An 18,251-nucleotide genomic window follows, 5' to 3' on the forward strand; every position below is an offset into this window, starting at 1 on the left:
TCCGATGACCGCAGTCGAGACCGCCCCGGCGGCCGGTCGGCGGCGGCGCGGGAGCCGCGCCGAGCTGTCCGACCGGAGCCGCGCCGAACGCAGGCTCGGGCTGATCCTGTCCGCGCCGGCGGTGCTGGTCATGCTGATCGTGACCGCGTATCCGCTGGTGAACGCGCTGTACCTGTCGCTGTTCCGGTACCGGATCACCGCGCCCGACGACCGCGAGTTCGTCGGCCTCGCCAACTACGGGACCGCGCTGACCGACTCGCTGTTCTGGCAGGACGTCCTCACCACGTTCCTGATCACGTTCGTCACCGTGGCGGTGGAGCTGGTGATCGGGTTCGCGCTGGCGATGGTGATGCACCGGGCGCTGGTCGCGCGGCGCACCGTCCGCACCGCGATCCTGCTGCCGTACGGGATCGTCACCGTCATCTCCGCGTTCGCGTGGCGGTACGCGTTCGACCTCCAGTCCGGGTTCGTGAACTCGTGGTTCGGGCTCGGCGACTACGCCTGGTTCGCCGGACGCTGGTCCTCGCTCTTCGTGATCGTCCTGTCGGAGATCTGGAAGACGACGCCGTTCGTGTCGCTGCTGCTGCTCGCCGGGCTGGCGCAGGTGCCGCGCGACCTCGGTGAGGCGGCGACGGTGGACGGCGCGACCGCCTGGCAGCGGCTGCGCCGGGTCACCATTCCGAACATGAAGGCCGCCATTCTCGTCGCGGTCCTGTTCCGCACGCTGGACGCCTGGCGCATTTTCGACAACGTGTTCGTGATGACGTCCGGGCAGAACCAGACCGAGACGCTGTCGTTCCTGACCTACCGGCAGACGATCACCCGTACCGCCATCGGGCTCGGGGACGCCGTCGGGGTGCTGCTGTTCCTGTCCGTGGTGCTGATCGCGGTCGTGTTCATCCGGGGGTTCCGCGTGGACCTTTCTCAGGTGAAGGGCGAGAAGTGATGGAGAGCGCGCGTTCCAAATGGCTGTGGGGCGTCGCGTCCCTGCTCATCCTCGTCTGGACGGTCTTCCCGATCCTCTGGATCGTGATGCTGTCGTTCAAGCAGCCGGGCGAGGTGGGCAACAAGAAGGGCTTCCTCCCGGCCGACTGGACCTGGACGAACTACGAGACGGTCTTCAAGACCGACATCTTCACGTCCGCGCTGATCAACTCGATCGGCATCTCGGTGATAGCGACGTTCGTGGGCGTCGTGTTCGCGACGCTTGTCGCGTACGCGATCGCCCGGCTGGAATTCCCCGGTAAGAAGCTGATCCTGTCGTTCGCGCTGGCGATCGCGATGTTCCCGGTCGTCTCGCTCGTCGGCCCGCTGTTCAATCTGTGGCGCGATATCGGGCTTTACGATACGTGGCCCGGCCTGATCATTCCGTACATCTCCTTCGCGCTGCCGCTCGCGATCTGGACGCTTTCGGCGTTCTTCCGCGAGATCCCGTGGGAGATGGAGCAGGCCGCGCAGGTGGACGGCGCGACGACCTGGCAGGCGTTCCGCAAGGTGATCGTTCCACTGGCGGCGCCCGGCGTGTTCACCGCCGCGATCCTGACGTTCTTCTTCTGCTGGAACGACTTCGTCTTCGGGATCTCGCTGACCTCGTCGGACGCGGCGCGTCCCGTCCCGGCGGCGCTCGCGTTCTTCACCGGGGCGTCGCAGTTCGAGCAGCCGACCACCGCCATCTGCGCGGCGGCGGTCGTCGTGACCATTCCGGTCGTCGTCATCGTCCTGGCGTTCCAGCGCCGCATCGTGGCCGGGCTGACGTCCGGCGCCGTCAAGGGCTGAAAGGGATCCCGGCATGGCCGCCATCACCATGAAGAAGATCGTCAAGCGGTACGGCGACGGGTTCCCGGCCGTGAACGAGGTGTCCCTGGACGTGCGGGACGGCGAGTTCATGATCCTGGTCGGCCCGTCCGGCTGCGGGAAGTCGACGCTGCTGCGCATGATCGTCGGGCTGGAGGACATCACGTCCGGCGAGATGCTCATCGGCGGGAAGGTCGTCAACAAGGTCGCGCCCCGGCAGCGGAACCTGTCGATGGTGTTCCAGAATTACGCGCTGTATCCGCACCTCACCGTGTTCGAGAACATCGCCTTTCCGCTGCGGCTCGCGAAGACGCCGGACGACGAGGTGCAGCGCCGCGTCAAGGAGACCGCCGAACTGCTGGAACTGACCGAGCACCTCGACCGCAAGCCAGCGAACCTTTCCGGCGGGCAGCGGCAGCGGGTCGCGATGGGGCGCGCGATCGTCCGGCAGGCGGACGCCTTCCTGTTCGACGAGCCGCTGTCGAATCTGGACGCGAAACTGCGCGGCCAGATGCGCACCGAGATCTCGCGGTTGCAGCGGCGGCTCGGCGTCACGACCGTTTACGTCACGCACGACCAGACCGAGGCGATGACGCTGGGCGACCGGGTCGCGGTGCTGCGCAAGGGCGTCCTGCAACAGGTCGGGAGCCCGCGCGAACTGTACGAGGAGCCGGTGAACCTGTTCGTCGCCGGGTTCATCGGCTCGCCGTCGATGAACTTCCTGCCCGCGTCGGTCGACGGCGCGTTCCTCGACACCCCGCTCGGACGCTTCGAATTGCGCGACGACCGGAAGGCCGGGGCGCTCGGCGGTCGTGAGGTGGTGCTCGTCGGCGTCCGTCCGGAGCATTTCGAGGACGCTTCGCTCATCGGCGAGGAGAAGAAGGCGAAAGGCGCCACCGTCCAGGCCCGGGTGGACGTGACCGAATGGCTGGGCAACGAGCAGTACGCCTACGTCCCGTACGAGGCGCCCGCCGATGTGGCCGCGCAACTCCGCGACCTGTCCCGCGAACTGGACGGCGACCAGCTCCGCACGCAGGCCGTCGTCGCGTTGGACGCCGCCAGCACCATCAAGCCGGGCGGCGAGTCGGAACTGTGGATCGACACTGCGAAGGTGCACCTCTTCGACCCGGCCACCGGCGAGAACCTCACCCGCGACGAGGAACACGTCGCCCAGCTCAACCAGCTCGCGGACGAATCGCGCGACGCGCACCGAAAAGCGCATCGCGGCGACTGACGCCCCGGGCCGGGCACGCCAATCCCCACCGGGGTTTTGACGCATCCAGAACGGGTCCTCTGACAAAACCAGTTGATGCCTCTGAGAGCATCGGAGGCATGTATGAGAGCTTCGCCCACGAGTACGCCGACCACGCCGAGGACAGCTCCTACAACGCCCTCTACGACCGTCCCGCTGTGCTCGGCCTGGCCGGGGACGTCGCCGGGCTCGCCGTGTTCGACGCGGCCTGCGGCCCCGGCCTGTACGCCCGCGAGCTGCTGGAACGCGGTGCGCGCGTCACCGGCTGCGACGCGAGCCCCACGTTCGTCCGGATGGCCGGCGACCGCTGCGGCGGCCGCGCCGACCTGCGCGTCCACGACCTTTCGGAACCGCTCGACTGGGTGCCGGACGGCTCGTCCGATCTCGTCGTGTGCGCTCTCGCCCTCCATTACATCGACGACCGGGTGGCCCTGCTCCGGGAATTCCGGCGGATTCTGCGGCCGTCCGGCGCGGTCGTCCTTTCGACCGAGCATCCGACGACCGGCTGGCTCCGGCTCGGCGGCTCCTATTTCACCGAGGAACCGGTCGAGGAGTCGCTGAGCCCCGAGCGGGAATGGCCGATCCGGGCGTGGCGGCGCCCGCTGACCGCGATCTGCGCGGAGTTCCGCGCGGCCGGGTTCGTCATCGACGAACTGCTGGAGCCCCGGCCCGCCCCCGAAATGGCCGAGCGCTATCCGGACGACCACGCGAAACTGGAGCAACTCCCGGCCTTCATCGCGTTCCGGCTCGTCCCGAGGCCCTCGCCCGCCGGTGGCTCGGGCATCGGGGGAGCCGTCCGTCAGTAGGCGAGGTCCGCGGCCGTGCAGAGGACCTGCTTGCCCTTCTTGTTCCAGGTGCACTTGTCGTCGAGGGTCCAGAACTTCTTGGCGTACGCGGACCCGACGTAGCTGTACTTGCCGTTGAACACGCAGTACCCGCCGCCCGGCCCACCGGCCTGGATATTGCCCAGGGCGTCGTAGACGTTGAACTTGTAGACCTTGAAACCCTGGCCCATCCGGAGGGTGTAGTGGCGCTTCTTCTTGAGCCGCCACTTGTGGGAGATGTCGGTCGAGACCTCCTCCGTCACCTGGAACCCGACGGTCGCGTTGATCGACTTGATGGGCGCGCCGAGAGTGGCGGTCACGGTGTTGCTGACCTTGTGGCCCTTCTTGAAGTCGATGCTCTTCGGGCCCCAGGCGGAGGTGCGCCAGGGCCACTCGTTCTTCCAGACGTATTCCGTCCGCTCGAAGTGCCGGTATTTGGCGGTCCTGCCGCCGGGCACGACACAGGGGATTCCCTTCTTCTTCCCCAGGCTCTTCGCGGCCGAGACGGTGCCGACGTCCTTGGCCTCGCCGGGCTGATCGTGGACGGCGGCGGTCAGGCCGATTCCGCCGAGAGCGGTCACCGCGGTCGCGATCACCGCTGTCCGCGCCGCTTTCCGAGACACCTGCATGGGCTTTCCTTCCCGTGCGATTCACTGGGAAAGGAAATCTACGAGCGGAGCACACGCTCGAATCAGAGCCCCAGGACCCCAATCACGGCAGGGCCCAGAGGCCCTGTCAGAGGTTGGCGTACCTGGTGGGGGATACGCCGACCGTGGCGGTGAAGTCGCGGGTCAGGTGGGCCTGGTCGAAATAGCCGAGGTCATCCGCCAGCGCCGCCCAGTCGAGGCGGACGCCCTGGTCGGCGCGGGCCGCGGCCTCGTGCAGGCGGGCCCGGCGCAGCACCCATTTGGGGCTCGCGCCCACGTATTCGGCGAACAGCCGTTGCAGCGTCCTGGCCGAGACGTGCAGCGCCTCCGCCGCCTGGTCGACGCGGAAAAGGGCCGGGTCGGCGGTGACGGCCGCGACCATGTCCGCCACCTGCTCGGCGACGGGATCGGGCTCGGGAAGGCCGCCCACCAGGAACTCCTCGACCATCCCCACCATCGCGTCGAGGTCGTCGCCGCGCAGAACGGCGCGGGAGACGGCGTCCACCCTCGGGCCGAAGACCTCGGCGGCGGGAATCCTCCGATCGGCGAGATCGATCACCGGACCCGCCGCGAACGGCCGGAAACAGCCGGGCCGAAACTTGACCCCCAGGACGTGCCCGCGCCCCTCAAGCCGCCGAACGAACAAACTCCGATCCACTCCGTACACGAGCGGGCCCGGCTCCTCGAAAACAAGATGGACGTTCGGGTGCGACAGCACCTTCGTCTCGTACGGCTCCGCGACGCTCCACCGAACATGCCAGTAGAACTCCACGAACCCCGCCAGAGCCGGACCGGGCGAACGCCGGTCGAGCTCCGCGATGGTCGCGTGCTCGCGCGGATACAGCACCCCGCGTCCGAAATCGTCCATCTGACCAGGCTACTTGGCGCGTTTCTCCAAGAAGCCGTCCCGTCGGCGTCCGTAGCGTGAGACCCATGAACGACCAGCACGCTCACCTGAAGGAATGCGCCGCCGAGGCCGCTCGCGTCGCCCACGCCGTCCCGCGAGAGCGGCTGGACGACCCGACCCCGTGCGCCCAGTTCGACCTCCGCGAACTGGTGAACCACCTGGTTCTCTACACCTCGCACGGGCTGGAGCACCGCGCGCTGCGCACCGAGATCCCCGACGAGCTGAACTCACGCGACTTCACCGCCGACGCCGCCTGGCCGCAGGAGTACGCGGCCCAGCTCGACCGCGCGGTGGCGGCCTGGGCCGACCCGGCCGTGTGGGAAGGCGACATCAACGGCACTCCGGCCGCCGACGTCGCCGCGATGATGATCATGGAGCTGGCCCTGCACGGCTGGGACGTCGCGACCACCGTCGGCGAGGAGTACCGCCTCTCGCCTGAGACCGGCGAATTCGTCCTGGGAATCGTCGAGAAATACGCCGACATGTACCGCCAGTACGACGGTTTCGCCGACCCGGCGCCCGTCCCGGACGGCGCCTCGGCCTTCGCCCGCGCCATCGCCGCCTCCGGCCGCCGCGCCTGACCCGCCGGGGCGATAACCGCTCGCCCGCCACGCCGTCCGGCGGTTACGGTCCGCCCCATGACGACCGAACCGCCGGACACGCTGACCGCACCGCGCGAACTACTGCTCGACTACCTCGACTACTACCGCGCGGCCCTGCTGCGCAAGCTCGACGGAATGCCCGACGCCGACCTGCGCACCAGCAGGCTCCCGTCCGGCTGGACGCCCCTCGCCCTGCTGAAACACCTCGCGTTCGTGGAACGCCGCTGGTTCCGCTGGGGCTTCGCCGCCGAGCAGGTGGACGAGATCTGGGGCGAGCAACGCCCCGGCTCGCCCACCTGGCACGCGGACGACTCCGACACCCTGGAAAGCCTCCGAGCCCTCTTCCTGGACGAATGCGCCCGCTCCCGCGCCATCGTCGCGTCCGCCGACCTCCAGGACACGGCCCGCACCGGCGGTGCCTTCAACCCGCCCGACCACCACCCGGCCCTGATCTGGATCCTCTTCCACGTCCTCCAGGAATACGCCCGCCACCTAGGCCACCTGGACATAGTCCGAGAACTCTCCGACGGCACAACCGGCGAATAATCTCCGGCCGACTTCAGTCAGCCGTCGGCATTCGCCAAATTGATGTCGTCCTTGAGTTTGTTGCCGACCTTGTACGTGAAGTAACCCTCGTGCTGCATCCGGCCCACGACGATGCCGGGCGCGATACCGATCTCGTCGGCGAACCGCCTCACGTCGTCGAGCGTCTTCAGCCGGGGTAGCATTTCGGCCTTCGCCGGTGGGATGAGGAGGTCCCGCGCGAATTCGTCGGCCTCCCGCTCGACCGGATCCGACCGGCTCACGTCGCCCTCGACCCGGACCTCCTGCTTGCCGTGCCTGATGACGTGACACAACTCGTGGAAGAACGTGAACCACAGCTGATCGTTCTTCTTGTACCGGCCGCTGAGCATGACCATCGCCTTGGTCGGCGACAGCCATTTCGTGGCTCCGCAGGAGCGCGCGCCGGTGATCTCCGGAACCACGACCACGGCTATGCCGTTCGCGGCGCAGATGTCGCGCGTGAGCCGGAAGAACACCTCGGGAGGCTGGACGGTCAGTTGCCGGAGCCGGGGGAGGGCGGCCTCGATCCCGGCCTTGGTGTACGGCTCGCAGCGCACGTCCTGCGCCTTCAGTTCGCCCAGCCGGATCCAGGACGCGACGGCGCCGGGCCCCGCCTTGAACGCCTTGCTCTGCCGGAAGCTGACGGCGTTCGACTCGTACAGCTCCCGGTAGGTCTCGAGATGGGCGACGCCGAAGAACGTCAGCACCTGCTGGACGCGGCTGCGTTCGTCCTTGGGGCCTTCCGGCAGGGCGCCCCGCTTGACGAGTTCGCCCACGGGGATCTCGTCCTTCACCCAGCGGGCGAGCTCGGCGAAGTCATCGCGCTGATGCAGGCGTCGTACGGACGTCTGGTAGTCGGCCTCCAGCCGGTTCCACATCCGCGCGGGCATCCCGGTGACCAGTTCGAGGCGCGCCGCCACCTCCGGCGACAGCGGAACCAGTCCCTGGACGAGCTGGTTGACGTGCTTGGGGGTGAGGGCGAGGCGAGTGGCCAACTGCCGCTGGGTCATGCCGAGGTCGTCCAGGAACTCGCGGATCGTCTCGCCCGGCGGCACGGCGTAGTCGGGCTCCGTGGGCGGGTACAGCTCTCGGGGCGTCGCCATCGTCGTCACTCCCTTCCGAGTTTCGCCTGATCAGCCTTGGTGGTAGTCGATGATCTCAACCACCAGTGCGGCCGTGTCATCCGGGATCTCCTGGGCCTTTCTCTCCTCGTCCGTCATCAGGCGGAAGATCAGTCGGTAGCCCCCGTCCAGCCGGAAGGCGAAGCAGTCCTTGTAGTACTCGCCGTTGAGCGGATGGCAGTGCCCCGGCGCCCGCATGAGGTCGTCGAGGCAGTCGGCCGCGTCGATCGCCCGAAGCCGCGTGGCGATCCGCCTGGCGCAGACGGCGCCGTACTTCCTGCGAAGCTCCCGGTCGGACGCACAGAGGTCGCGCAGGTCCGGGTCCGCATACCGCACCTCCAATCGCGTCCCTCCCTCAGTATTAACCGAACAGGTAAACGCTGAACCCTCGTTCGGGAAGAACTCTGCCACAGTCGAATCATGATCGTTTGCGCGCGCGGCGGCTGTGCGCATGCGCTGGGACATTGCGGACAAGGCGCGGAGGGCCGCATCGATCGTGGCCGCATCCGGTCATGCGGCAGCGCGTCGTCTGCCGGTCTGCTCATGCCTGGCGGACGTGGCCTTGCGATGGCGTGATTAGGGTTCGAGGTGTGGTGCTCTATGCGGGGGTTGAGCCTTTCGGGGCCGGGGTTTTGGAGGTTGGGGACGGGCATCGGGTGTATTGGGAGCAGTGCGGGAATCCTGTGGGGGAGCCTGTGCTGGTCGTGCATGGTGGGCCCGGGTCGGGGTGTGGGGTCGGGTGGCGGCGGTTCTTTGATCCTGGGCGGTATCGGGTCGTGCTGTTCGACCAGCGGAATTGCGGGCGGAGTCTGCCCAGTGCCGCGGAGCCCGAGGTCGATCTGTCGGCGAACACCACCGGGCACCTGATCGCCGATATGGAGCTGCTCCGGCGGCATCTGGGGATCGATCGGTGGTTGCTGTTCGGCGGATCGTGGGGCTCGACCCTTTCGCTGGCCTACGCTCAGGCCCATCCCGCTCATGTCAGCGAACTGGTGTTGTTCAGTGTGGTGACCACCAGTGCGCGCGAGGTGGAGTGGGTCACCCGGGATATGGGACGCATTTTCCCGGAGGCTTGGGAACGGTTCCGCGATCACGTGCCCGTCGCGGAGCGGCAGGGCGATCTCGCTGCCGCCTATAGCCGTCTACTCCATGACCCCGACCCCGATGTGCGGGCGGCGGCCGCGCGCGAGTGGTGTCGTTGGGAGGACACCCATGTCGCTACGGCCCCTGGTCATCGACATGATGAGCGTTTCGACGACCCCGATTTTCGCATGGTGTTCGCTCGTCTCGTCACCCATTACTGGGCCCATGCCGCCTGGGTGGGCGACTCTTTGGTGGACGGGGCGACGAAGCTGACGGGTATTCCCGGCGTCCTGATTCATGGGGCGCTTGATGTGAGTAGCCCGCCGGACATCCCCTATCGGCTCTCCCGGGTGTGGGATGAGGCTGAGCTCGTTTTGGTTGGGGACGCGGGGCACGGCGCTGGTTATGTCGACGTGTCTACCGCGCTCGTCTCGGTGCTTGACGGGCGGTAGGTCAGGTCAGTTTCTTCAGGAGGAGTTCGAATTCCAGGTCGTCGCGCTTGGGGCGGCCGAAGCGCTCGTCGCCGTAAGGGAACGGGGACAGTTGGCCTGTTCGGATGTAGCCGCGGCGGACGTACCAGGCGATCAGCTCCGTGCGGGCGCTGATCACCGTCATGTGCATCTCGGCCGCGTCCCATTCGTCGCGGGCCAGGCGCTCGGCCTCCGTGAGGAGGGATTTGCCGAGGCCGCCGCCCTGCAGACCGGGGCGGACGGCGAACATCCCGAAATAGGCGTGGTCCTCGCGCCTTTCGACTTGGCAGCAGGCGTTCAGGACGCCGTCCGCCTCGGCGACGAGCACCACGCCCGCCGGGGCGGCGACGGCGGCCGCGACCATTTCGGGGTCGGTGCGCTGGCCGTCCAGGAGGTCGGCCTCGGTGGTCCACCCGGTGCGGCTGGAGTCGCCCCGGTACGCGGACTCGACGAGGGCGACTAGGGCGGGCACGTCCGAGGCGGCCGCGGTCCGGATTGCGGGCTTTACTGCGTCCATTTCCCCGAACTTAGCGCAGCCCCGATCAAGCCCCGGCGGGCGGCGGGGTCCGGCTTTCGACCCCGCCGCGGCGGTCAGCGGGCCGGGAGGACGCGGCCTCTGACCTCGCCGAACCCGATGCGGGAACCGGACGGGCCGGGCGCCGTCGCGCCGATGACGACCTCGTCGCCGTCCTCCAGGAACGTGCGCGGTTGGCCGTTGACCTCGATGGGCTCCTTGCCGCCCCAGGTGAGTTCGATGAACGCGCCGCGCTGGTCCTTGGCGGGGCCGGAGACCGTCCCGGACGCGAAAAGGTCGCCGGTACGGGACGTGGCGCCGTTCACCGTCATGTGCGCCAGCATCTGCGCGGGCGACCAGTACATCTCCCGGTAGGGCGGACGGGAGACGACCTGCCCGTTCCAGGAGACCGTTAGTTCGAGGTCGAGCCCCCACGGGTTCTTCTCAAGCAGGTACGGAAGCGGCTCAGGGTCCTGCGGCGGCGTGGCGACACGGGCCGCTTCCAAGGCGAGAAGGGGAACGACCCAAGGGGACACGGACGTCGCGAAGCTCTTCCCTAGGAACGGCCCAAGCGGAACGTACTCCCACGCCTGAATGTCACGGGCCGACCAGTCGTTGACGAGCACGACACCGAAGACACGCTCGTCGAAGTCGTCCGCACTGACCGGGGTGCCGAAGGACGAACCGGTGCCGACGACGAAACCGACCTCCGCCTCGATGTCGAGACGGCGGCTGGGCCCGAACGTGGGCGTGGTGTCGGACGGCGCCTTGCGCTGCCCACTCGGCCGGACGATGTCCGTCCCGGACGGAACGACCGTCCCGGCACGCCCGTGGTAGCCCACCGGGAGGTGCTTCCAGTTCGGCATCAGCGGCTCGGAGTCGGGACGGAACAGCCGCCCGAGATTCGATGCGTGGTGCTCGGACGCATAGAAGTCGACGTAGTCGGCGACCTCGAACGGCATGTGCAGGGCAACAGCGTCCACCGAGTAGACGGCCGCGTCGGGTACGTCGTCCGAGACGAGCTCGATTACCTGTTCGCGCACCTCCACCCACCGGGTGTGCCCCTGTTCCATGAAGGGGTTCAGGGACGGCGCGGCGAACACGTCGTCCAGGACGGTGAGGTCGACGACGGATTCACCTACGCGGACGCCCACGCGCGGGACGGCGGCGCCCGGCGCGGAGAACACGCCGTAGGGCAGGTTGGCGAGTCCGAAGAGGGAGTCCTCCGGGATCGCTATTCGGGTCATCAGGCGGTCTCCTGGAGCGCGGACGCGATGAGTCCAAGGTCCGCGAGTTCGGTCAGGGGGTCGGTGATGCTGCACGTGCCGAACGACAGGAAGCGGGCGCGGACGGCGGCCGTCCGGTCGTCGCCGAGCGCGGCGACGCGGGACGCCACGGCCCGCGCGTCGCGGTCGGCGAGGATCGCGGCGAGGTCGCCGCTCGGCCGGCCGATGATCGCCGCGTCGGTCGCGAGCAGCAGGTTGAGGAATCCGTGCTGGTGGAAGCCGGTCTCCGGGTCGGTGTTGCGGACGGGGTGGTGCAGCCCGGCCGTCGCCTTGAACGGGACGCCCGCGTCCACCGCCGCCTTGATCGCGGCGGCCAGCTCGTCCGGGCCGGGGTACAGGTGGGCCTTCACGCCGCCGGTGCGGAACTTCGCGCGGTGCCCGAGCGCGGCGACGGCGGCGATGATCGACGGGCGGCGGTCGTCCCGCGGCACCTCGACGAAGAGCGTCGCGCCGACGTCGCCGAGGAGGCGGAAGAACTCGTCCGCCTCCATCCCGGCGGGGACGGCGACCTCCAGGCCGCGGACGTCGACCGGCAGCTCGGCGGCGGTCGCGAGGGCCTTCGCCGCCTCGCACGGGCCGCCGGGCGCGGTGATCGACACGTCCAGCGGGTCGCCGTGCAGCAGCGGGTACAGCTCGTCGAGCGCGCTCGCCGGGAGGACGAGCGGGCCGACGACCGCGGCGTAGGGGGCGGCGCGGTGCGCGCGGTGGGCGGGGACGGCGTCCGCGAGCGGCGCGAGACCGGGCGGGAACACGGCGGCGTCGTCGCACAGGGCGACGGCGAATGCGGGAACGTTCACTTCTGCCGCCTCGCCCACGTCCAGGCGTACGCGTCGTCTTCGGAGGCGAGCCCGCCCTCACCCAGTTCGAGCGGATGGAACGTGTCGACCATGACGGCCAGTTCGTCGAAGAACTCGGCGCCGATGCTGCGTTCGTACGCGCCGGGCTGCGGCCCGTGGGCGAGCCCACCGGGATGGACGGAAACGGACCCCTGCCCGATGCCGGAGCCTTTTCGCGCCTCGTAGTTGCCGCCGCAGTAGAACATGATTTCGTCGGAGTCGACGTTGGAGTGGTAGTAGGGCACTGGAATGGACAGCGGGTGGTAGTCCACCTTGCGCGGGACGAAGTTGCACACCACGAAGTTGTGCCCCTCGAACACCTGGTGCACGGGCGGCGGTTGGTGCACGCGGCCGGTGATGGGCTCGAAGTCGTGGACGCTGAACGTGAACGGGTACAGGCAGCCGTCCCAGCCGACGACGTCGAACGGGTGCCGCGCGTAGGTCATCCGGGTTCCGGTGACGCCGCGTGAACCACGGTGCTTGACCAGGACGTCGACATCGGTTTCGTCTGACTGGAGCGGCTCGTCCGGTCCGTGGAGGTCGCGCTCACAGTAGGGAGCGTTTTCCAGGAGCTGCCCGTAGCGGGACAGGTAGCGCTTGGGCGGCGCGATGTGTCCGGTCGCCTCGATCGCATAGGCGCGCAGTGGCTCGTCACCGGTCGGCAGCCAGCGGTGCGTGGTGGACGTCGGGATGACGACGTAGTCACCTTGCTTCGCTTCGACCGTGCCGAAAATCGTTTCGACCGTGGCGGCGCCTGACTCGACGTACACGATCTCGTCGCCGGTCGCGTTGCGGTAGAGCGGAGACTCCTTGGCGGACACCACGTACGAGATACGGACATCGTTGTTGGCGAGGATGACCCGGCGGCCGGTGACGACATCTGTCTCGTCCCAAGTCTCCTTGGGGAACAGTTCGTGCAGCTTGAGGTGGCGCGGACGGAGCGGATGATTCGGTGTCGTCGTCACGTCCGGGACGTCCCACGCCTGCGAGTCGACGATCGCGGACGGGATCTCCCGGTGGTAGAGCAGCGACGAATCGGACGAGAAGCCCTCCTCGCCCATCAGTTCCTCGAAGTAGAGCCGCCCCTCGCCGTCCCTGTGCTGGGTGTGGCGTTTCGGCGGCACGTGGCCGACCCGGCGGTAGTGGGCCATGGTCCATCGCCTCCGATGATTAACGCATTAACTACTTTGATGCCGACACTACGACTGTTCTTCCGTCCAGGGAAGGCCCTAACCAGCGGGCGGTTCGGGCTGGTTAGGCGGTGAGGGCGGGTCAGCTCCGTTCGCGGACGTCGAACTCGTGCCGTCCCTCGATGAGCTTGTCCAGCAGCATGATGAGCATCCGCTGCTCGGTCTCGGTCAGTACGTCCGCCCACTGCCGCTCGCGTTCGTGCTGGTCGGCGAAGATGTCGAGCATCGCCCGCTCGCCGCGCGGGGTCAGCGACAGCAGGGCGGAGCGGCCGTCGCGCCCGCCCGGGGCGCGGGTCAGCATCCCGTCCGCGACCAGCGTCTTCGTGAGGTTCGAGACGGCGGCGCGGCTCATCCCGGCGAGCGGCGCGGCGCGGCCCGGCTCCAGCGGCCCGGCGAGCCAGGTGACGAACAGCAGCCGGAACGCCGACCACGAGTGCCCGCGCGGCCGGTGCACCGTGGACTCCAGGTCGTAGGTCACGATCGCCGAGGCCCGGTTGAGGGTCAGCAGCAGCCGGGTCGCGAGCCGGTGCGGGAAGCCGAACTCCCCGGCGAGCCTGTGTCCGGCCAGGTCGACGAACGACCAGAAGTCGAGCTCGTCGTCCGTTCGGGCGGTCATCGCGGGCCTCCTCGGGTGGTACATGATTTGACTATTTAACCCGGGTGGGACGCGGGTGTCAGCGGTCGATCATCGGGCATCGTCCCGGTGCGGGGCAGCCGAGGGGGTTCGGGAGGGACGATGGCGACCGTCGCCGACCAGTTCATCCAGGTGTTGCGGCAGGCGGGCGTCCGGCGCGTCTACGGGGTCGTGGGCGACAGCCTCAACCCGATCGTGGACGCCGTCCGCCGGACCGGCGGCATCGACTGGGTGCACGTCCGCAACGAGGAGGCGGGCGCGTTCGCGGCGGCGGCCGAGGCGCAGACCACCGGGCGGCTCGCCGTCTGCGCCGGGAGCTGCGGCCCCGGGAACACGCACCTCATCCAGGGCCTCTACGACGCGCACCGGTCGGGCGCGCCGGTGCTGGCGCTGGCGTCGCAGATCCCGAGCACGCAGATCGGCAGCGGCTATTTCCAGGAGACGCATCCCGAACGCCTTTTCGTCGATTGCAGCCATTATTGCGAGGCGATCAGCACCCCGGCGCAGATGCCGCGCATTCTGCGGACCGCGATCCAGCACGCGGTGGGGCTCGGCGGCGTCGCCGTCCTGACGCTGCCCGGCGACACGGCCAGCCAGGACACCGTGGCGCCTACCGGGGAGCATGACTTCCTGATCCGGAAGGGGATCGTGCGGCCGCCGTCCGACCAGGTGGAGCAGCTCGCCGGGGCGCTGAACCGGGCGCGCAAGGTGATGCTGTTCTGCGGTTCCGGTGTCCAGGGCGCGCATTCCGCGGTGATGGAACTCGCGCACAAACTGCTGTCGCCGGTAGGGCACGCGCTGCGCGGCAAAGAATGGATCCAGTACGACAACCCGTACGACGTCGGCATGAGCGGACTGCTCGGCTACGGCGCCTGCTACGAGGCCATGCAGGCGGCCGACCTGGTTCTGCTCCTAGGCACGGATTTCCCGTACGACCAGTTCCTGCCGGGCAAGAACACCATTCAGGTCGATGACGACCCGTCGAGGCTGGGCCGTCGCACGCCGCTGGACCTGGCCGTGCACGGCGACATCGGCGAAACACTGCGGCTGGTGCTCGACAAGGTCCAGCAGAAACAGGACCAGTCCTACCTGGACGAGATGCTGCACCGGCACGCCCGCGCGTTGGAGAACGTCGTCTCCGCCTACACGCGGGACATTGAGAAGCACATCCCCATCCACCCCGAATACGTCGCGAGCGTCCTGGACGACCTCGCCGCCGACGACGCGATATTCACCGTCGACACCGGAATGTGCAACGTCTGGATCGCCCGCTACATCACGCCGAACGGACGCCGCCGCGTGATGGGCTCGTTCGTCCACGGCTCAATGGCGAACGCCCTCCCGCACGCGATCGGCGCCCAGTACGGCGCGCCGGGCCGCCAGGTCATCTCCGTCTCCGGCGACGGCGGCCTCGGCATGCTGCTCGGCGAACTCCTCACGGTGAAACTGCACCGCGTCCCCGTGAAGATCATCGTCTTCAACAACGCTTCGCTCGGCATGGTGAAACTGGAAATGCTCGTGGACGGGTTCCCGTCCTACGAGACCGACCACGAGGCGGTCGACTTCGCCGCGATCGCCCAGGCGATGGGGATCGAGTCGTCCCGCGTGGAGAACCCGTCCGACGTGCGCTCGGTGATGGAACGTGCCCTGTCCGCCCGCCCCCGGCCCCTACCTGCTGGACGTCGTGACCGACCCGAACGCCCTCTCAATGCCCCCGCACATCACCCCGCAACAGGTACGAGGCTTCGCTCTGGCGGCAGGCAAAACCGTTCTGACCGGCGGCGTGGGGAAAATGCTGGACCTGGCCCGGAGTAACCTCCGAAACATCCCCCGCCCCTAAGCCGCTTTCAAATTGCGGAACGCTTCTTGTAGGCGAGCCCGGCGAGGGTCTCCCAGATCAGGCGGTGGGCGTTGTTGACGGTCAGGTCCGCGTGGTCGTAGGGCGGGCAGACCTCGGTGACGTCCATGGCCACCACGTTTGTCCGCAACGCGACCTGGCGGACGGCCCGGAGCAGGTCGACCGGCGCGAGCCCGCCGGGTTCGGGCGTCCCGGTGCCCGGCGCGAAACCGGGATCGAGCACGTCGATGTCGATCGACAGGTAGATCCCGTCGGTGCCGTCGCTCGCCTCGGCGATGACGTCGTCCATCACGTCCTGGATCCCGCGCTCCCAGATCTCCTGCATCGGGTGATGCCGCATGCCCTGCCCGCGCATCCATTCCTGCACGTCGGGCGGGGGCCAGTAGCCGCGCAGCCCCACCTGGACGAAGTCCCGCCCCGCGATCGCCCCGGACTCGATCAGCCGCCGCATCGGCGTCCCGTGGCTCGCGAGGTTGCCGCGCAGGATGTCCGCCGTGTCGGCGTGCGCGTCGAAATGGACCATTCCGATCCTGCCGTGGCCGTGGTGGTCGGCGACGGCCATCCCGCTCGGCCACGTCACCGAGTGGTCGCCGCCGATCACCACGGGGACGATTCCGCGGCCGGCGACGTCCAGCACCCGCTGGTGGATCGCCTTCCGGGACGGCTCCCACATGCCCGGCGAGACGATCGCGTCGCCGTAGTCGACCACCCACAGGTGGTCGAAGATCTCGATTTCCAGGTCGAGGTGGTAGCTGCCCGCGTCGTAGGCGTTCGCGCGCAGCGCCCGCGGCCCGAACCTGGCGCCGGGACGGTTCGTGGTGTTGTCGTCCCACGGCGCCCCGATCACGGCGACGTCGGGCGCCCACTCGTCCAACTGCGCGGGCTCGGTCAGATGCGGGCGCAACCCGAACGTGGGCACCCCCATGTACGAGGACGAATCGAGTTGGGCCTGCATCCCGGACGGCAGCACAGGACGGCCCGTGCCAGGCGCTTCATCTGTCATGCCGACAGTCCACGGCGGAGGCGGCGCGCTGTCGATGAAGGTAGCGTGCGGCTTAATGATCAGCTTCGTGCTCGGCGTGGAGGACCTCGCCGACGCCCGGTTCGCCGTCTCGCCGCTGCAGGAGGCCGTCCTCAGCCTGCGAGTCCTGCGTGACCCCGGCCTGTCGGCGCTGCATCTGCCGTGGCGCCGCTCGGTGCTCGGCCAACTCGGCGCGCTCGACACGACCCTGCTGATGTCCTTGATCGGACGACGCCTCGCCCTGCCCGACTTCCTGACACCGCCGCCGACCGCGTTCGCCCCGGCGTTCGAGGACGAGTTGGCCGCCGTCCGCCGCGTCCGCCCCGAGGTGATGCGCCGCGACATGGTCGCCGCACACGCGCCGGGCCCGCTGCCCGGCCCGCTGCGCGCGGCCGCCGGTGACGACGCGGCCGTGCTCCGCCTCGGCGACGAGATCCGCGCGGCCCTGCGCCGGTACTGGCGGCTGGCCGTCGAACCGGTCTGGCCGCGGATGCGGCTGGTCATGGAGGCGGACATGACCTACCGCGCCCGCCGCCTCGCCCTGGGCGGCGCACGCCTGCTCTTCGCCGACATGCATCCCGATCTGCGCTGGCGGGACGGAGTGCTCACGATCGACAAGACGATCGCCGAGCACCGCGTCGCGGCCTCCGGCCGGGGCCTGCTCCTGATCCCGTCGGTCTTCGCGCACCGCCCCGCGCCACCGGTCAGCCCAGACGAGCCACCCCTGCTCGCCTACCCTTGCCGCGCGCTGGCGACTTTGTGGACCCCGCCGCCCGCCCCCGTCCCGACGGCCCTCGCCGCCCTGATCGGCGCCCCCAAAGCCAACCTGCTCCGCCTCCTGGACGAACCACTGGCAACAGTCGAACTAGCCCACCACCTGAGAGTGACGCCAAGCGCCGTATCCCAACACCTGCGCGTCCTGCACAACACGGGCCTGGTGACCCGCACCCGCCAAGGCCGCCGGGTCCTCTACCACCGCACCTCCCTCGGCGATCAGTTGGCGGGTTGACGGAATGGCAGCCCTTCGCCGGTCAGTCGAAGGGGCGGGCCATTTCGGTGAGGGTTTCTTCGGCCAGTTCGGTCAGGGGGCGGAGAGGGCGCTCTTCTATGCCGGTCGAGGCGGCTATGCGGAGGGCCGTCATGAAGGCGCCGGCCATGACGCGGGAGCGGACGTCGCCTGGTGGGAGGTTCGAGCGGGCGGCGATGAGGTCGGCCAGGTGGCGCTCGAATTCGGCGTACTGGCGGAGCAGGCGGGCCAGGACGGAGGGGTGCTCGCGGGCCAGCCGGGCCTGCGCCGCCCATTGCGGGTCGGGTTCTTCCGGCCGTTCTTGCAATGCGCTCACTGCGGCGCGGAGAGCCGTCCAGGAGGATTCGCAGGCGGGGCGTGACTCGAAAGCCGCGAGCAGGGCGGACATTCGGCGTTCCGCGCCGTAGAGAAGCGCTTCCTCTTTGCCGCCGAAATAGTTGGAGAACGTCCGGCGGGAGACGCCCGCGGCGTCGGCGATCGCCTCGACGGTGACGTCGTCCAGGCCGTGCTCGGCGGTGAGGCGCATCGCGGCGGCGTGCAGGGCGCGGCGCGTGGCCTCCTTCTTGCGTTCGCGCAGACCTCCGGGCACCGCCATGATCGCCCAGCCTACTGCGAGGGCCT

20 protein-coding genes are annotated in these 18,251 nt (G+C 68.9%); 9 read left to right on the forward strand and 11 right to left on the reverse strand.

Going from position 1 to position 18,251, the window contains the following annotated elements:
* Positions 1–4 precede the first annotated feature (4 nt).
* From FXF65_RS14700 to FXF65_RS14715, 4 genes are all read left to right on the forward strand, one after another.
* Complete coding sequence (locus FXF65_RS14700) at positions 5–946, forward strand: carbohydrate ABC transporter permease (RefSeq protein ID WP_148350456.1); 942 nt, start codon at positions 5–7, stop codon at positions 944–946.
* On the forward strand, positions 946–1,776 hold the full coding sequence (locus FXF65_RS14705) for a carbohydrate ABC transporter permease (RefSeq protein WP_148350457.1): 831 nt from the start codon (positions 946–948) through the stop codon (positions 1,774–1,776). The genes FXF65_RS14700 and FXF65_RS14705 overlap by 1 nt, the downstream gene beginning before the upstream one ends.
* Before the next feature lie 13 nt (positions 1,777–1,789).
* Entirely contained in the window at positions 1,790–3,028 is a 1,239-nt protein-coding gene (locus tag FXF65_RS14710) for an ABC transporter ATP-binding protein (RefSeq protein WP_148350458.1), read from the forward strand.
* Between the two features lie 98 nt (positions 3,029–3,126).
* Positions 3,127–3,852 carry a class I SAM-dependent methyltransferase gene (locus FXF65_RS14715; RefSeq protein ID WP_148350459.1) on the forward strand — a complete coding sequence of 242 codons (726 nt, stop codon included), beginning with the start codon at positions 3,127–3,129 and terminating at the stop codon, positions 3,850–3,852.
* Here FXF65_RS14715 and FXF65_RS14720 read toward each other — a convergent pair.
* Together FXF65_RS14720 and FXF65_RS14725 are read right to left on the reverse strand one after the other, a co-directional pair.
* Positions 3,846–4,499 carry a hypothetical protein gene (locus FXF65_RS14720; RefSeq protein WP_148350460.1) on the reverse strand — a complete coding sequence of 218 codons (654 nt, stop codon included), beginning with the start codon at positions 4,497–4,499 and terminating at the stop codon, positions 3,846–3,848. The genes FXF65_RS14715 and FXF65_RS14720 overlap by 7 nt on opposite strands.
* 106 nt (positions 4,500–4,605) lie before the next feature.
* On the reverse strand, positions 4,606–5,385 hold the full coding sequence (locus FXF65_RS14725; protein ID WP_148350461.1) for a helix-turn-helix domain-containing protein: 780 nt from the start codon (positions 5,383–5,385) through the stop codon (positions 4,606–4,608).
* A 65-nt stretch (positions 5,386–5,450) separates the two neighbouring features.
* Here FXF65_RS14725 and FXF65_RS14730 point away from each other — a divergent pair, with 65 nt between their 5' ends.
* Positions 5,451–6,005 carry a TIGR03086 family metal-binding protein gene (locus tag FXF65_RS14730; protein WP_148350462.1) on the forward strand — a complete coding sequence of 185 codons (555 nt, stop codon included), beginning with the start codon at positions 5,451–5,453 and terminating at the stop codon, positions 6,003–6,005.
* 57 nt (positions 6,006–6,062) lie between these two features.
* Positions 6,063–6,572, forward strand: a complete 510-nt coding sequence (locus tag FXF65_RS14735; protein ID WP_148350463.1) for a DinB family protein — start codon at positions 6,063–6,065, stop codon at positions 6,570–6,572.
* 17 nt (positions 6,573–6,589) lie between these two features.
* Here FXF65_RS14735 and FXF65_RS14740 read toward each other — a convergent pair whose 3' ends face one another.
* Both FXF65_RS14740 and FXF65_RS14745 read right to left on the reverse strand, forming a co-directional pair.
* Complete coding sequence (locus FXF65_RS14740) at positions 6,590–7,693, reverse strand: HigA family addiction module antitoxin (RefSeq protein ID WP_148350464.1); 1,104 nt, start codon at positions 7,691–7,693, stop codon at positions 6,590–6,592.
* A gap of 30 nt (positions 7,694–7,723) precedes the next feature.
* The gene (locus FXF65_RS14745) at positions 7,724–8,122 is read right to left on the reverse strand and encodes a type II toxin-antitoxin system RelE/ParE family toxin (protein ID WP_187412292.1); all 399 of its coding nucleotides are present in this window, start codon (positions 8,120–8,122) and stop codon (positions 7,724–7,726) included.
* 182 nt (positions 8,123–8,304) lie between these two features.
* Between FXF65_RS14745 and pip the strand changes: the two genes are divergently transcribed.
* Positions 8,305–9,246 (forward strand): prolyl aminopeptidase, encoded by a 942-nt coding sequence (gene pip / locus FXF65_RS14750; protein ID WP_425458750.1) that lies wholly within the window; start codon positions 8,305–8,307, stop codon positions 9,244–9,246.
* Between the two features lies 1 nt (position 9,247).
* Here the strand turns inward: pip and FXF65_RS14755 are convergent, their stop codons facing one another.
* The 5 genes from FXF65_RS14755 to FXF65_RS14775 all read right to left on the reverse strand — a co-directional run bounded on the left by FXF65_RS14755 (position 9,248) and on the right by FXF65_RS14775 (position 13,706).
* Complete coding sequence (locus FXF65_RS14755; RefSeq protein WP_148350467.1) at positions 9,248–9,781, reverse strand: GNAT family N-acetyltransferase; 534 nt, start codon at positions 9,779–9,781, stop codon at positions 9,248–9,250.
* A 74-nt stretch (positions 9,782–9,855) separates the two neighbouring features.
* Positions 9,856–11,025: a fumarylacetoacetase gene (gene fahA / locus FXF65_RS14760; protein WP_148350468.1), complete on the reverse strand. Its 1,170-nt coding sequence runs from the start codon at positions 11,023–11,025 to the stop codon at positions 9,856–9,858.
* Positions 11,025–11,861 carry a hypothetical protein gene (locus tag FXF65_RS14765; protein ID WP_148350469.1) on the reverse strand — a complete coding sequence of 279 codons (837 nt, stop codon included), beginning with the start codon at positions 11,859–11,861 and terminating at the stop codon, positions 11,025–11,027. The genes fahA and FXF65_RS14765 overlap by 1 nt, the downstream gene beginning before the upstream one ends.
* On the reverse strand, positions 11,858–13,051 hold the full coding sequence (locus FXF65_RS14770) for a homogentisate 1,2-dioxygenase (RefSeq protein WP_148350470.1): 1,194 nt from the start codon (positions 13,049–13,051) through the stop codon (positions 11,858–11,860). Before FXF65_RS14770 ends, FXF65_RS14765 begins: the two co-directional genes overlap by 4 nt.
* A gap of 121 nt (positions 13,052–13,172) precedes the next feature.
* Positions 13,173–13,706 carry a MarR family winged helix-turn-helix transcriptional regulator gene (locus tag FXF65_RS14775; protein ID WP_222868555.1) on the reverse strand — a complete coding sequence of 178 codons (534 nt, stop codon included), beginning with the start codon at positions 13,704–13,706 and terminating at the stop codon, positions 13,173–13,175.
* Between the two features lie 120 nt (positions 13,707–13,826).
* Between FXF65_RS14775 and FXF65_RS14780 the strand changes: the two genes are divergently transcribed.
* The gene (locus FXF65_RS14780; protein WP_425458748.1) at positions 13,827–15,539 is read left to right on the forward strand and encodes a pyruvate dehydrogenase; all 1,713 of its coding nucleotides are present in this window, start codon (positions 13,827–13,829) and stop codon (positions 15,537–15,539) included.
* A gap of 32 nt (positions 15,540–15,571) precedes the next feature.
* Here FXF65_RS14780 and speB read toward each other — a convergent pair whose 3' ends face one another.
* A complete protein-coding gene (gene speB, locus FXF65_RS14785) occupies positions 15,572–16,585 on the reverse strand; it encodes an agmatinase (protein WP_222868556.1) in 1,014 nt (337 codons plus the stop codon).
* Positions 16,586–16,640: 55 nt separating this feature from the next.
* Between speB and FXF65_RS14790 the strand changes: the two genes are divergently transcribed.
* The gene (locus FXF65_RS14790) at positions 16,641–17,612 is read left to right on the forward strand and encodes a helix-turn-helix domain-containing protein (protein ID WP_148350472.1); all 972 of its coding nucleotides are present in this window, start codon (positions 16,641–16,643) and stop codon (positions 17,610–17,612) included.
* A gap of 22 nt (positions 17,613–17,634) precedes the next feature.
* On the opposite strand, the gene FXF65_RS14795 is transcribed toward FXF65_RS14790, so the two are convergent.
* The gene (locus FXF65_RS14795) at positions 17,635–18,225 is read right to left on the reverse strand and encodes a TetR/AcrR family transcriptional regulator (RefSeq protein WP_148350473.1); all 591 of its coding nucleotides are present in this window, start codon (positions 18,223–18,225) and stop codon (positions 17,635–17,637) included.
* Positions 18,226–18,251 lie beyond the last annotated feature (26 nt).

The sequence above is a fragment of the Actinomadura syzygii genome, from assembly GCF_008085905.1.
In the GTDB taxonomy this organism is placed as follows: domain Bacteria; phylum Actinomycetota; class Actinomycetes; order Streptosporangiales; family Streptosporangiaceae; genus Spirillospora; species Spirillospora syzygii.

Excerpts from the sequence above, each read along its gene's own strand:
- FXF65_RS14700 (WP_148350456.1), top strand. The coding sequence starts at position 5 with ATGACCGCAGTCGAGACCGCCCCGGCGGCCGGTCGGCGGCGGCGCGGG.
- FXF65_RS14705 (WP_148350457.1), top strand. The coding sequence starts at position 946 with ATGGAGAGCGCGCGTTCCAAATGGCTGTGGGGCGTCGCGTCCCTGCTC.
- FXF65_RS14710 (WP_148350458.1), top strand. The coding sequence starts at position 1,790 with ATGGCCGCCATCACCATGAAGAAGATCGTCAAGCGGTACGGCGACGGG.
- FXF65_RS14715 (WP_148350459.1), top strand. The coding sequence starts at position 3,127 with ATGTATGAGAGCTTCGCCCACGAGTACGCCGACCACGCCGAGGACAGC.
- FXF65_RS14720 (WP_148350460.1), bottom strand. The coding sequence starts at position 4,499 with ATGCAGGTGTCTCGGAAAGCGGCGCGGACAGCGGTGATCGCGACCGCG.
- FXF65_RS14725 (WP_148350461.1), bottom strand. The coding sequence starts at position 5,385 with ATGGACGATTTCGGACGCGGGGTGCTGTATCCGCGCGAGCACGCGACC.
- FXF65_RS14730 (WP_148350462.1), top strand. The coding sequence starts at position 5,451 with ATGAACGACCAGCACGCTCACCTGAAGGAATGCGCCGCCGAGGCCGCT.
- FXF65_RS14735 (WP_148350463.1), top strand. The coding sequence starts at position 6,063 with ATGACGACCGAACCGCCGGACACGCTGACCGCACCGCGCGAACTACTG.
- FXF65_RS14740 (WP_148350464.1), bottom strand. The coding sequence starts at position 7,693 with ATGGCGACGCCCCGAGAGCTGTACCCGCCCACGGAGCCCGACTACGCC.
- FXF65_RS14755 (WP_148350467.1), bottom strand. The coding sequence starts at position 9,781 with ATGGACGCAGTAAAGCCCGCAATCCGGACCGCGGCCGCCTCGGACGTG.
- fahA (WP_148350468.1), bottom strand. The coding sequence starts at position 11,025 with ATGACCCGAATAGCGATCCCGGAGGACTCCCTCTTCGGACTCGCCAAC.
- FXF65_RS14770 (WP_148350470.1), bottom strand. The coding sequence starts at position 13,051 with ATGGCCCACTACCGCCGGGTCGGCCACGTGCCGCCGAAACGCCACACC.
- FXF65_RS14775 (WP_222868555.1), bottom strand. The coding sequence starts at position 13,706 with ATGACCGCCCGAACGGACGACGAGCTCGACTTCTGGTCGTTCGTCGAC.
- FXF65_RS14780 (WP_425458748.1), top strand. The coding sequence starts at position 13,827 with ATGGCGACCGTCGCCGACCAGTTCATCCAGGTGTTGCGGCAGGCGGGC.
- speB (WP_222868556.1), bottom strand. The coding sequence starts at position 16,585 with ATGACAGATGAAGCGCCTGGCACGGGCCGTCCTGTGCTGCCGTCCGGG.
- FXF65_RS14790 (WP_148350472.1), top strand. The coding sequence starts at position 16,641 with ATGATCAGCTTCGTGCTCGGCGTGGAGGACCTCGCCGACGCCCGGTTC.
- FXF65_RS14795 (WP_148350473.1), bottom strand. The coding sequence starts at position 18,225 with ATGGCGGTGCCCGGAGGTCTGCGCGAACGCAAGAAGGAGGCCACGCGC.